Source organism: Fodinibius sp. GM21 (assembly GCF_058386955.1).
Window position 1 is genome coordinate 26,421 of record NZ_JBYEIQ010000006.1, and the last position, 14,148, is coordinate 40,568.

The following is a 14,148-nucleotide window of genomic DNA, read 5'->3' on the forward strand; positions in this document are numbered from 1 at the left end:
ATTTAACAATCATTTTTTACATTTATCTTTTCAAGCATGTCATAATCACAAAGCTTCTTATAAATATTTTCTGCAAGATTATACGAGGATGACATTATTACTTTATTTAAATACTCTTTTTTAAACGCGATCCTATCACTGTTTGGTAAACTCGAAGCGTGGGACTTTTTTTGACTTTCTTTATTTTTCATCATCGTTTCATAATTAGACAGACTTTCTTGTAAAGATGCATCTGATTTAGAATGAAATCCTATTCTTTTAGGTATCTCTTTAATCAACAACAGTTGATTATGGATACATGAATCAAAGCTTAGGATATTTATATCCGTAATATGCTCCTTTACAAACGAATAATACTGGAAATAATTAATGATCAACATTTCTAGCAGGTCAGGATTAAATGGCTTATTTTTTCCCACAGCTTTTCTATAAAGATTTGATACTACAGCATCTTTAGGATTTCGAACTACGACAAAGATTGGGAGCCCCAATTGTAAAGCAATTTTTAATCCCGAAATAGAATGCAAATGACTAGCAAATTCTCTGTTAGGATATACATTCCTCAATAATTCTGACAAAAAAGTGTTTCCTGATCTGGGGTATCCATCGAAATAAAAGTCGTCACCCGCTGCTGGTAACCTAACTTGATCACCCCTAAATTTTCTTATGGTATAAAACCACATTTTATACCATAAAATTTTACTTGAGATTAAATGTCTAAGCCAAAGCTTACATTTATAGTGTGTATTCATCTTAATTTTGCTTATATCCATTCAACTGGACAGAAGATATAAATGAATAAAATTCTTCTGCTATCTTTTGTGTATCATAAGCAGAAATTTTTTCCATGCCTTTTCCCCCCATCTTCAACCTTAAGTCAGATTTCTCAATTAATAATTTTAACTTTTGCGCAAATTTTGTGTCTTCAAAAAGAGGTATCAAAAAACCAGTTTCTCCATCATCAATAAGATCTGAAGGTCCAGCTACACAATCATAGGCTACTACTGGTAAACCGGCTGACATTGCTTCAGCTATTACATTTGGAAATCCTTCTGAACTAGATGTAAAAGCAAATATTTTACTTCTTAAATAGTAGGGATCAATATTAGATACAGTTCCCGTCAATTCTACACGCTCCTCTACTCCTAAATCTTTGATGAGCTTTTTTAATCTTTCAATTCCAGACTGTTTTAAAGCATCCCCACCAATGATTACCAATTTCCACCCAGGTGGAGATATTTTTGAAAATATTTTAATTAACCGGTCATGGTTCTTTGTTTCAATGAGTCGTCCGACGGACAAAATTATATTTTCTTTTCCTAAAGGTTCCCCATTTTTTGAAATCTGATAAATTGGATTTCCAATTACTCTGATATTGTCATTTAAACATTGCTTTTGATATATTTTTTTTGCGGTAGAAGTTTGAGCGACAATACCAGCAGCACTTGGATATAAATGATTTCGTAAAAAGTCCTGTACTAACCCAAGTGATTTATCTGGTTGACAACGATCGGAAACAATTACTGGAATCTTAATCCCAAAGAGAGCAAGTAACACAAAATTATTCCAGTATTCACCAAAACTCAAAATAGCTTTCGGGCTAATTTTTTTTATCGTTTTTCTCAAAAATATTAGCGTCTTTAATGTGCTTCTAATTCTTGAATAATCCGTAAAGTTGAATGGAGGTGTGTATATTTTGATGTTCTCAGGTAGAGAATAAAAGATATCTCTGCTCTTTCCATATAATATGAGATGTACTTCTACTCCCCTTTTTTTACTAAAAAACCTAGCTAACTCAGACATCGCTCTCTCCATTCCACCTGTTTGCAGTGACGGTATAACAAGGCCAATCTTAATCATTAATTATCAAATTTTACCTTTTCAATTGTTTCAACAAGTAATGCTCTATTGCAATCTTTAGAATATTATTAAACAATATCTATGCCAGTCTACATTTATTCCCGAGACTTTACCTAATACCTCTATTTATTGGTTCCATTAAGTAATATTCTCCTACATCCTAATAGAGAGAGCGAATGTTTAAAAATAAAAGACTGCAATATAGATAAGAATGGAGGGAAAAAATTACTCAAAAAAAGACTATTAGCAGATTCTTTACTCCTTGATCAGTTACATATTATTGTCTAGCAAACTATTGGATAGCGGACGTTGATTTCCATACTTAACCTTATTTTCAGGCAGTTGTTTTACAGCTTTTTCAATATGCTCCTTATTAACCAAATGATTTCCACCGATATCAATCAACTTAAGACTTTTGCTCGAGATATTTCCTAATGCATAAATATCAATATCGGAAAAGTCATTATTCTGAAGATAGATCCATTTCAAATCATCATTATCAATGGCTTCCAAGAAACTACCCGAAATATATCCACTGAGGCTGTTATTGTTAAGAGATATCAACCGCAGCTGATAGAAGTCTGGCCATCCCAACTGGGGCAATTCTCCACTAAAGTTGTTCCATCCAGCCGCAATAATTATTACCCCATGGTCGATGGTGGTTAGCCAATCGACTCCCCCCGTCATATTGTTACCTGCTATAGCAAAACTTCTCATCAATGGAAGGTTGTCAAAATCGTGCATCGTACCTGTAAACTCATTCCATGAAGCGCGAAGGGTATTCAGCTTGTCAAAACTCCCATTGTTCCAATAGTGCGGCCAATCACCACTTAAATCATTTTTATCAAGAATGATTGATCTAAGATTGGTAGCTCCACTAAAATCAGGCAAAGATCCCGTAAAATTATTATTGGGCAATGAATTCGATATCTCACCTAAACTTATATACGTGAGTTTGGTAAGGTTTGATAGCGACGCAGGAAGCTCACCCTCTAATTCATTACAACACATATACAAGTGCTGTATGTTCGTAAGATTCCCTATATCATTTGAAAGGGTAGCCCCTGATAAATTGTAATTCATATTCAAATATATTCCTTCTAAACTTGTAATGGTAAAAAGTTCATCTGGAATGCTGGTTATGGAAGACCCCGAAAGTTCAAATCGTTTCAGGTTCGTTAGGTTTCCAATTGTTGATGGAATCGCCCCACTAAAGTCGTTCGTTGCCCTATCTCCCTTACCTGGATGATATGCAGAATTAAGATCTTGTGGAGGTTCTTTAACAGATGAATTGCCGGACAATATTAACCATTCCATGCTCGACATATTCCCTATTTCTGAAGGAATAGTACCTGTCAACTGATTCTGCTTGATATTTAGATAGGTGAGCTTTGTTAGATTACCGATAGAGGCTGGTAACTGCCCTTGCAGTCCGTTTTTCCATAGGTCCAGTCGCACCACCCGGCCGTTGGCATCTACTTCCACCCCATGCCAGGATCCGGAGGGATTACCGTCACCCCAGCCCGCATTATTGTCCCAGCTGTCCCCGTCGGTCGCCGCATACAAATCCATCAGCGCCTGACGGTCTACTTCTACGCTGCCTGAGGTTTGACTCAAACCACTAAAAACTAAGCTACAGAAAAAAATTATCAAGTAAATACTTTTAAAGCCCATTGAAGATAGTAATAGTTGTTTAGCTAAATATTAGCTCAAAAACTATACCAGTTTTTGAAAAATTACAGAAAAAAAGCCGGAACTGTCAGATGACAATTCCGGCCCAAGAACTAAATCAATATTTATACACAGAGTCAGAAATTATTACCCCCGACATTAATAGTTTGTAGTTCCGGACTATCCACTGCTTCCATGCAGCTGGTGGCATTGCTATCAAGCTCGTTATCCTGCAAATAGATCCACTTCAGATCATCACTGCCATCAACGCTGTTCCAAAAATCACAAGGAACATGTCCACTGACACTAGTATCGTTTAGCCGGAAAAGGCGCAGATCCCAATATTCATCACCCCAATTTTGGGGCAATTCTCCACTAAAGTTGTTCCATCCAGCCGCAATAATTATTACCCCATGGTCGATGGTGGTTAGCCAATCGACTCCCCCCGTCATATTGTTACCTGCTATAGCAAAACTTCTCATCAATGGAAGGTTGTCAAAATCGTGCATCGTACCTGTAAACTCATTCCATGAAGCGCGAAGGGTATTCAGCTTGTCAAAACTCCCATTGTTCCAATAGTGCGGCCAATCACCACTTAAATCATTTTTATCAAGAATGATTGATCTAAGATTGGTAGCTCCACTAAAATCAGGCAAAGATCCCGTAAAATTATTATTGGGCAATGAATTCGATATCTCACCTAAACTTATATACGTGAGTTTGGTAAGGTTTGATAGCGACGCAGGAAGCTCACCCTCTAATTCATTACAACACATATACAAGTGCTGTATGTTCGTAAGATTCCCTATATCATTTGAAAGGGTAGCCCCTGATAAATTGTAATTCATATTCAAATATATTCCTTCTAAACTTGTAATGGTAAAAAGTTCATCTGGAATGCTGGTTATGGAAGACCCCGAAAGTTCAAATCGTTTCAGGTTCGTTAGGTTTCCAATTGTTGATGGAATCGCCCCACTAAAGTCGTTCGTTGCCCTATCTCCCTTACCTGGATGATATGCAGAATTAAGATCTTGTGGAGGTTCTTTAACAGATGAATTGCCGGACAATATTAACCATTCCATGCTCGACATATTCCCTATTTCTGAAGGAATAGTACCTGTCAACTGATTCTGCTTGATATTTAGATAGGTGAGCTTTGTTAGATTACCGATAGAGGCTGGTAACTGCCCTTGCAGTCCGTTTTTCCATAGGTCCAGTCGCACCACCCGGCCGTTGGCATCTACTTCCACCCCATGCCAGGATCCGGAGGGATTACCGTCACCCCAGCCCGCATTATTGTCCCAGCTGTCCCCGTCGGTCGCCGCATACAAATCCATCAGCGCCTGACGGTCTACTTCTACGCTGCCTGAGGGATTGGTAGTTGTCGATGTTTTAGTCCTGAAATTATTTACCGTTGACCAATTACTTGTATTGCCATCACCGTCTGCTTGTACTCTCCAGTAATACTGCTGATCGTTGCTTAATCCCGATACTTCATAGTAGGTATTGGAAACTATTTGATCAAGAACAGGAGAAGAAAAATCACTACTCGTAGCCATTTGTACTTGATAATTACTGATTCCTGAGAGGGGCTCCCAATCAAGGGTCAATGTCGTGGACTGACCTGTAGAACCATCTTCAGGGGACGTAAGTGTTACAGTAGATGTGCCATCGGAAGAACTGGAAGTGGTGATAAACTCATCAATAGCAGACCAGTCTCCACTATTTCCATCGCTAACAGCACGAACTCTCCAGTAGTGCGTTGCAGAAGAAATAAGATCATTCGACGGAGTAAAGGTGGTGCCGATGACCTGTTTCTCAATAACCATCTGACTGTCGTGACTTACATGGATTTCATACGAATCAGCTCCGTCCACCGCCTCCCATTCAAAGCTGGGTTGCAGTGAAACACCCGTGGCACCATCAGCCGGAGACAATTGTACTGGGACAGATAATGTTGTAGTTGTTGTATCTGTATCAATTGTAAAGTCATTAACATTGGACCAATTGCCACTAGTTCCGTCAGCTTCAGGCTCTACTCTCCAGTAGTATTGACTTCCACTTTCAAGCCCTGAGATTGTTGCTTGGGAAGAATCTATTACTAAATCTTTCACCAAGTCTGAAAAATCAGAACTTCTCGATAATTGGTAGTGATAACTGTCGGTCGTAGAAACAGTACCCCACTTAAAGCTGGGAGAAGTCGTTGAAAGTGTTTTACCATCATCAGGACTTAACAAATCGACAACTTCTACTTCTTCCGAACCAGTGGTAAACTGCCAAACATCAGACCATGGACCAACAACCTTGTCGCGGCCATTTTGTCCAACAGTTTTTACTGCTTTGACCTTCCAGTAATAGGTTGTTTCCAATTTAAGCGAAGAAGCCGTATAGCTAGTCCCGGTTACTGTAGAATCAATATGAAATGACAAAAAGTCCGGACTCTCAGATATTTGGAGCCTATACTTGTCGGCATCCTTGATTTGTTCCCAAGAAAGCTCTACTGCATTTCCATCACTTTGTGTGTTCTGAGTTGGAGAAACCAACTCTGGTTTAGGTAGTTCTTCGAAGTCAGAGTTTTCTGACGCTGTAGGGGCTGTGTCGCATTGGGTGAGCATAACGAGCATAACGATACCCGTTATTAGGTATAGTAATCTAGATCTCATAGTAGATGAGTGCTTTTGGGGTTTAGAAGAGCAGGAAGTGGGATTATTTTTCCTGCTACATACCGTTTATAGATGTATTTTTAAGCGTAATAATTACAGTAACTTACCGATAATTATTACAAGGTATATAGTACTTTCTCCTACACAGATTGTTCCACTTTTTAGTTAAAAATTAATGTGGAAAATTTTTTATTGTAATATATTGGCACACATATGTTTATAGAATCCAACTCTCAAGGAGAAACATAATTATGAGAAATGAAAAGAATAAAATCTCCTGAAAGAGAAGATTTTTGTTCAAATTGTTCGCATACCTTAGGTAGGAATACTTATTGCTGCGCCAGCAATAAGAAAAATAGACTCGGTAAGCTGCAAACGATTTATATTAAAATACTTACTACTCGGAATTAGAAATAATGCTATCAACCATCCACCCATAGGGGTTAAATGAACCTTCATGCCAATCTAGGTTAGAATCCCAATAGCCCGTACAATCTTCAATAAAACCAGAAGGAGGAAAGCCATAACTAATTTCCACAACTAATGGCTTTTCATTTTGATAGACATAATCTATGGACAGACATTGACTTTTGAGCTTTTTGGCAAGAGCAAGTGAAAGGCTGATAGTTTGGACATCAAAATATTGTTTTTCATATAGCGCATTGCCACTTCCAGAGGCCCTAAAATCACCCTCTCTAACCATACGTTTAATCGCAAATGCTTTACCATCAATTACAATAACACGAATATCATAATCATTGGCGGGTATAAAGTCCTGAAAATAAATATATCCCCTTTCATTGCCAGCAATTTTTGCAAACTCAGTACTATACCCTAATCGGATTGTCCCTTTTATAACATTCCAGAAACCAGTATGCCCTTTTCGATATTTATACCATCGCTCTTTTAAGTTTGTAATTTTATTATACTGGCTAAATCCACGGCCAAATGCTTTATATACTAATTTTTTTGCCTCTGATTTATTTCTTATAAGTTTTACATGAGCAGAACCTGCCCCTCGACGTAGTTTAAAAACCTTTGGAAAATCCGTTTCCTCCACCCATTTCAAAGCTACTTCTTTGTCATAAAAAACATAGGAAGGAACTAATGGAGCTTTTATTGACTCTAAAAGATATTTTTGACCTACCTTATCGTCAAAATGCCAGGCTGTATGGAAATCAGGAAATACTAATTTTCCCGCTATTTGCAGTGAATACAAAAGCTGCTTGGCAAATAACACATCTTTAGGATTTGATTGGTTGAAATGCCACATTAAAGCATCAAAACTCTCCATCTGATCGATAATATCAGAATTGTAACAATCTACAATGCCATAGGGAATACTATTTTTCTGACAATATTCGACCCATTTAGAACTAAAATCGTTCTCTTTATGATGTATAGCTATTTTCATTTTCAAGTATATTTTGGAGGATATCCCTATGAGACTCACATCGGGTTAAATTAAGTAAAAGTCTTTTTTTTCTATCAGATAAAAACGAAGGAAATAATTTCCTATTTCTCAGCGCATGTAAATATCTGTTGGAATGTGGCTCAATATATGAACTGTACAATTTTTGAGATGACTTACAAAAGTTTTTGAATCCCTCCTTCAAGTTTTCATCATCGTGTATTACGTCATTTAAACGTTTGATATTCTGATTAAACATTTGATGCTCTTCGTTACTCAATTTCCGCAGACCTGCTTTTTCAGCATTTTGTATATATGGGATGATATCAAAATCCAACTTGTCTTTTTTAATTTTTAGTTGACAAATAAACCCTTCATTCCATTTTCTTTTTGCAAAAGAGCCGTCATCAAACAGAAAATTACCCACACTATAAAATATAGGGGCATTTTTATAGACTTCATATCCACTGCAACAGTGTGTATGATGACCTACAACTGCAGTTGCTCCAGCATCAACAAAAAAACGATACGTTTCTTTCATTCTTGGACTTGGAAGCTCATAATTTTCATGACCACCATGGATAATCACAATGACATGATCAAAATTGCTGCGAACTTCTTTTATTTGATAAAAATTTTTAACCGGGTTTAAAGCATTTGCACCAGCTGAACCGCTTACTGTAGTACCAAATTCATTCTCAGCAATATTAATGATTGCTATGCTAATTCTGTGCATTTCAATTGATAATGGTTGTTTAGCTTTTTTAGTAGTTACTCCTGCCCCAACACAATTGATCCCAATTTTTGCTGATTCTTTAAGTGTATATTGCAACCCCTTTTTCCCAAAGTCCATAATGTGATTATTTGCAAGAGTAAGAAGATGAAATCCCGCACTTTTTAGTATCCTCAATGATTTAGTCGGACTTTTTAAATTAGGGCCTATCTTTGGATATGGAGTACCTTTATCTATACAAGGTGCTTCCAAATTAGTTATTGCAAGATCTGCGCTCTTTATTACTTCAATGAAACTTCCAAATAATTGTTCAACGTTGTTTTTTAGTGCCAGTTCTTTTACTCTACCTCCACCTAAATAGGTATCTCCCGTAATTACTATTTTAATCTTGTCATTCATTTTCATCGATTACTTTTCCTAGTTGATCTGATGTCATAAACTCTACTTCAGGCCAAGTCTTTATAATTTCACCTATTAAAGTTTCCAACTTTTTCAGATTCCGATCTCGATTTAGCGTATTAATACTACTAATATAGTTGACCCTATGTGTAGCAATTATTGCAGGTTTCTTCCATATAAATGCATTTCTTATATCTTCCATACACCTATCGACCCAATCATTATTTGGTGATGAACTTGGTTCAAACTTGCAGTTTCGAACTAAATACCTTTGCCCCATACTATTCCTTTGGCCTGTGAAGTGGCGAATTTTTTTAACCTTTTTATGCCTATAGTCTGGTGACTTTTGTACTGAAGAACCCTGGATGTATTTTATATTATTGTTATTAAAAACTTTTTCTACGTCAGGATGCCAAGTATAATTGGGAGCTACCGTTGTCAATGATTGAAATCCAAATAAAGATTCAAAGAGTGCAAGCCCTTCAGTTATTGCATTTAATACATAACTTCTACTTTTTTCATCATCCCAGTCATAGGCTGCCAAAAAACTTCCCCTTTTTTCTGCAACAACTGTTGTACTTATCCCAAATACATCTAAATAAAATGCCTCTCGAGTATAGGATTTTGGATTTTGCAAAAAATTCATCCACCTAATAACTTGAATATGTTCTTTTCCGTGAAACTGAGGATAAAAAACGCCTTCCTTTATTCCCTCTTGCCAAATCTCAAAACTATTCTGATGATTAGGATATCGCTTTAGTGTATCGGTAAATGGTTCGTAACAGTACTTTGAAAAATTAGACGCTCTAATCTTCTCGAAATCTGGATTTGCCATTATTACATTTGCTGTTATTGTAGGGTTACTCCCATTTGAATCTTTATAAGAGTACAACAAATTAAAAAGTAGATTTAAGTCCTCCTCAGAAGCTAGCGCATCATTTTGCATATAATGACATTTTTCCATCTCAATACCCATCATGGTAAGCTTTTGTAAATTTTCTTTAGATGACATCCGAATACTTCCCCAGTCATCACTCTCAAAAACCACAATCTTTCGATCGGTTCTCCAGCCAGGAATGTTGACCAAGTTTTGATATGCTATTTTTTTTAATCTTTGCAACATAGTTTGTCCTATAAAATCATTTTCATAACATCATTCAAAGAAATGTGTTCTCCCATAAAAAATATGGCAATAATAGGGTTACCCAGTACCGAGGTAGCACTCATCGAGTAAAGCCCAATCCGAAATGCAACAACGATAAAAAGCAAAAGGGCCGGAATAGCTACCCAAACAAACCTCTCCATAACCATCTCTTGATTTCGATTTTGGATATATAGTGTTATAACTGCAAGAGCTAATAAATTTGCTATTGACAAATAACGTCCTCCCGACGGAAGTGAACTAAAAATATTGGCCACCCCATAAAAAAGAAGTGTGAAAGAAAATAGGCTCAACCATTTCTTATTTTTTGCAAAAAACGTACGTCCCTGAATAAAAAGGATTATTAAGAAACCCATCACCGACCAGCTTAGAGCTCTTCCATGCCAAATTACGTACCACGCACTTGCCTGCAATTCGCCTTCTCTGAAATTCTCAACATACTGTTCCCCCCTATACCCAGCTGTTCGCTCTTGAATTATTTCAGGAGCATAATTTTCCACAATCTGGTTAAATGCATCCAAATTAATTTGGGAAATAAAAAATGTAGTTATAAAAAAAATAAAATAAGGGATAATACGATTTCCGGCTATCATATAGGCATATAATACACCAACGGGCACAAAGAAAGAAAAATGGACTAGTATAGACAGAGAAGAAATAACAACTCCCTCTTTTTTTCCCTCAAATAAATATGGGAGTAATCCGTAGATAAAGACATGCGCAGCAGTCCACATACGAAATCCATTCATGTCCCAAATTGGGACTATCAAGAAAAAGCATGCAAAAAGCAAAATGGTTACTGGCTTAATCTTACCTTTCAACCTTTCAAGCACGTACCACATATTCCGAGAAAAGAAAAAACCAAATATGAGGCCGTATATTAATGTTATCAAAGACTGGTTGCTGGTAAATCTAGATACTAAAACAGAGATTAAGGTATCTATTATATCTATCTCTCCTGTTTCCAAGAAAAAGTCAAAAGCAGAAGCGACAGTCATCGGTTCAGAAGCAAGCATCTGTATTTCAGTAATATATCGGACTATATCACTCCCTTGATTTTCAGCACCAATCGCAAATGCAAATCCATAAAAGGCGGTAAATGCCCAAAGTATATTTTTACCCCAACTAGACTGATAATTCCGGAAAGCCGAAGCCACCGCTAACAGAGGCCAGATAAAAAACAAGAAAACAGCATAAAATCCAGATTTGTCGTTTACATTCTGCATTGTAATTCACCACGATGAGATAGACTTAAAAACCGCTTACAGACATTTTCTATACGATATTGATTCATATCCCCAAACTTATAACTATGACTGTAATCTCCACACAAAAATTCATTTACTACTTTGGTATTAATGTAGGTACTTGAAACTGAAAGTACAGGACGTCTAGTCAGATAATAATCGATAAGTTTACTAGGCATCATCAAGGAAGAGTTGTTTTCAAAATTAACCAGAAAATCCATATAAGCTAACTTCTGCAACAATTTTTCTCTTGGGATATAGTCACGGACTTCAATTTTTCCTTGTGATTTCTGGACATAAGGCTCAACAAGATCTCTGGTTTGGGTATAAATGATAAACTCATAATCCCAATCGAGCTTGGTTAGATACTCTAAAAAAGCCCTTGGATCACGCCCTCCCGGAATAAATCCACCCGCATAGGCAAATGTCGGAACTGCATTCGGTTTATATACTGATTGATCAATACCAACATCATCAAAACTAAATCCCTGAGGAATTACTTTTATCTTTTCCCGAAATTCTGGATAATATCCCTGTTTGGCCTCCTCAAAAGGCACTGTTATATAATCACACTTACAACAAAAGTTTTTCTCTAAATATTTGAAGTAAAACATTTTATCTAACGAATCGAGTGTATTCCCCATATAGGGATCTCCACAATCTGCTACCCACGTTTTCGCTATAGGATTGTTTTCTCTCCATGCCCAAGCTACGCCCCAATGTATGGGATGAGGAACTGCAATAGAGATCATTAAATTATATCCGAATTCGATAGCTAAAGCTTTCTTCACCTTATACATTAATTCGATATCTGGATACTCAAAGAACTGATACAGTCCTCTACGAATTACCCGTTTCCCCAATCGCCACAAACCAGTATGACCATTGAAATTGATATTAGATAATCGTAAAGGACCTAAATCTTTAATTGTTACACCGTACTTTTTTTCAAAAGAAATATGGTGTTCATCATCTTTTACCGTTAAAAGCGTAACCTCATGACCCTGACGTGCGAACTCCTTTACAAGCTCCGTCGTCCGAAAGGAGCGGGGAGAATTCATGGGAAAAAAAGAGCGGGATACTATTAAAATTTTTTTCTTCATTTTTATAATTTTTTTGTGGTAATACTTCTGTATTGAGCATTATTCCTTTTTATTCCCTTACTTTTTCAGGATTAATCAATCGAAGTATTACTCCCAGATAAATAATAGCGCGATACATAAATTTCATTAGGTCAATAGAGTACACAATGACCCTCTCATTCATGCTTAATGCTATTGTTGATCTCTTTTTTCTGCCCGTAAATCCGCTTTTAATATGACTGCCAAGCATCCGCAATTGGCTGTGTCCATATTCTCTTTTGATATTCAATGCTCCTCCACACGTTAAGCGGTAGTGCTTTTTAAATATAGTTGACAAATTCCGTGCCGGATGTTTAACCTGCACATCATCAGCATAAATCATTTGGTAACCGGCCTCGGTACACCTAAGTGTAAACTCCCAGTCACCACCTGATTTAATTACCACATTAAACCCACCCATTTTTTCAAAAACTTCTTTTTTAACAAATAAATTAGCTGTTACCCCTTTGCCCATAGGCACATTATTGTGTTGGTGAAATGCAGTTACACGCTCGTATAAATAACCATATTTACTCCCACCTACCGGCTGAAAAATCTCTACCTTCCCCCCAACCAGATCATTCGCTTCATTTAAATATTGTTGAGCATTTTTCAACCAGTTTTTATCGGGAATACAATCTGAGTCTGTAAATGCAAAAATATCACCGGTAGCTACGGCTGCTCCTTTATTTCTCGCGGCGTAAGAGCCCGGTTTGGGCTCATGGATAAGTTGAACATTACTCGACAAATGCACCTCTTCTGGCCTTACCCCATGTTCACTATTATCTACCACGATAATCTCATACTGATCACGAGGCAATGTTTGATCTTCCAAGGCCATAACACACTGTTGCAACCTTTGCCAATCGTTATAAGTAGGTATGATGACAGAAAACTTCATTTTAGGAACTCCTCCTAAGCTCAAAACCAAATGTTTTAAGTACTTGTAAAAGCAGCTCTCGAGTAAAGTTTTTCAGAAACCTTCCTGTTTCAAATTCTAATCCCAACTCATCAAGTACTTCCAACTGTCTTTTGAAATCTTCCATTGACTTTGAGTCAAAGAAATTTCTCGCGAGCAGAATGTAATAAAGATTTATTCTTTGCATATAACTTTTCTTGAGCTCCTTCTCAGTTAGAAAAAATGGCCCATAGGTCAATTGGTTATACAGTTTCGCATGAATGAATGCGAAGCTTTCTTTTGCCTCCGTATTAGATATCGTGTCTTCGTGACGACGTGAAAACGTCAAAACTTGATGCACAAATCCCAGGTCACACTCTTTTAGTATATCGATACAAGCTGCCGTGTCCGAAGCTTGGTGTGACTCTTCAAATACCTTATCCCTTTTTAATATCAGATCGGACCGAAACAACAATGAAGTTGGAGACCCAAATACAGAAGATCCGTTCAATAGGTATCTCCGGGCAATATCTTTTCCCGGATTAAAGTTGCTGGGATATGGAAGCCCATCTAAATGGACTTTATTGTTTACCAACCGATACGCACTTACAATTCCCACACTGGGATATTCTTCCCCAATCTCCACCATCTTTGACAGGCAGTCCGGAAATATCCAGTCATCAGCACAAATCATTTTGCAATATTTGCTATCCGGTGATATCTGACGAAAAGCATGATTCAAATTCTTCATCTGGGGTAAAAACTCCTCATTATCATAAATACGAATCCGGTCGTCCTTTTCGGCGTATTCCTGCATAATCTGCAAACTGTCGTCTGTACTATAGTTATTTAGCAGTATATACTCCCAGTTATCATAATCCTGATTGAGGACACTTTCTATACATTCCCGCAAGAACTTTCCCCCATTGTATACCGGGGTTACAACGGAAACAAACGGCTCTTCTTTAATACTCAATATTTCT

The 14,148-nt window shown here is 37.1% G+C and carries 11 protein-coding genes; all 11 read right to left on the reverse strand.

Annotated elements, in window-relative coordinates; translation table 11 throughout:
- Positions 1-2: 2 nt before the first annotated feature.
- Entirely contained in the window at positions 3-752 is a 750-nt protein-coding gene (locus tag ACT3IB_RS13990) for a hypothetical protein (RefSeq protein ID WP_491539648.1), read from the reverse strand.
- Position 753: 1 nt separating this feature from the next.
- Positions 754-1,860, reverse strand: coding sequence for a glycosyltransferase family 4 protein (locus tag ACT3IB_RS13995; RefSeq protein WP_491539649.1), 1,107 nt, complete (start codon positions 1,858-1,860; stop codon positions 754-756).
- 270 nt (positions 1,861-2,130) lie between these two features.
- Positions 2,131-3,477 (reverse strand): hypothetical protein, encoded by a 1,347-nt coding sequence (locus tag ACT3IB_RS14000; RefSeq protein ID WP_491539650.1) that lies wholly within the window; start codon positions 3,475-3,477, stop codon positions 2,131-2,133.
- A 191-nt stretch (positions 3,478-3,668) separates the two neighbouring features.
- A complete protein-coding gene (locus tag ACT3IB_RS14005; protein WP_491539651.1) occupies positions 3,669-6,194 on the reverse strand; it encodes a fibronectin type III domain-containing protein in 2,526 nt (841 codons plus the stop codon).
- A 397-nt stretch (positions 6,195-6,591) separates the two neighbouring features.
- On the reverse strand, positions 6,592-7,608 hold the full coding sequence (locus tag ACT3IB_RS14010) for an ATP-grasp domain-containing protein (protein WP_491539652.1): 1,017 nt from the start codon (positions 7,606-7,608) through the stop codon (positions 6,592-6,594).
- Complete coding sequence (locus ACT3IB_RS14015) at positions 7,586-8,737, reverse strand: CapA family protein (RefSeq protein WP_491539653.1); 1,152 nt, start codon at positions 8,735-8,737, stop codon at positions 7,586-7,588. Before ACT3IB_RS14015 ends, ACT3IB_RS14010 begins: the two co-directional genes overlap by 23 nt.
- Positions 8,730-9,860, reverse strand: coding sequence for a hypothetical protein (locus ACT3IB_RS14020; RefSeq protein WP_491539654.1), 1,131 nt, complete (start codon positions 9,858-9,860; stop codon positions 8,730-8,732). Before ACT3IB_RS14020 ends, ACT3IB_RS14015 begins: the two co-directional genes overlap by 8 nt.
- An 8-nt stretch (positions 9,861-9,868) precedes the next feature.
- Positions 9,869-11,125, reverse strand: a complete 1,257-nt coding sequence (locus ACT3IB_RS14025; RefSeq protein WP_491539655.1) for a hypothetical protein — start codon at positions 11,123-11,125, stop codon at positions 9,869-9,871.
- Positions 11,113-12,249, reverse strand: coding sequence for a glycosyltransferase family protein (locus ACT3IB_RS14030; RefSeq protein WP_491539656.1), 1,137 nt, complete (start codon positions 12,247-12,249; stop codon positions 11,113-11,115). Before ACT3IB_RS14030 ends, ACT3IB_RS14025 begins: the two co-directional genes overlap by 13 nt.
- A gap of 49 nt (positions 12,250-12,298) precedes the next feature.
- Positions 12,299-13,168, reverse strand: coding sequence for a glycosyltransferase family 2 protein (locus tag ACT3IB_RS14035; RefSeq protein ID WP_491539657.1), 870 nt, complete (start codon positions 13,166-13,168; stop codon positions 12,299-12,301).
- Between the two features lies 1 nt (position 13,169).
- Entirely contained in the window at positions 13,170-14,141 is a 972-nt protein-coding gene (locus ACT3IB_RS14040) for a glycosyltransferase family 2 protein (protein WP_491539658.1), read from the reverse strand.
- Positions 14,142-14,148: the final 7 nt, after the last annotated feature.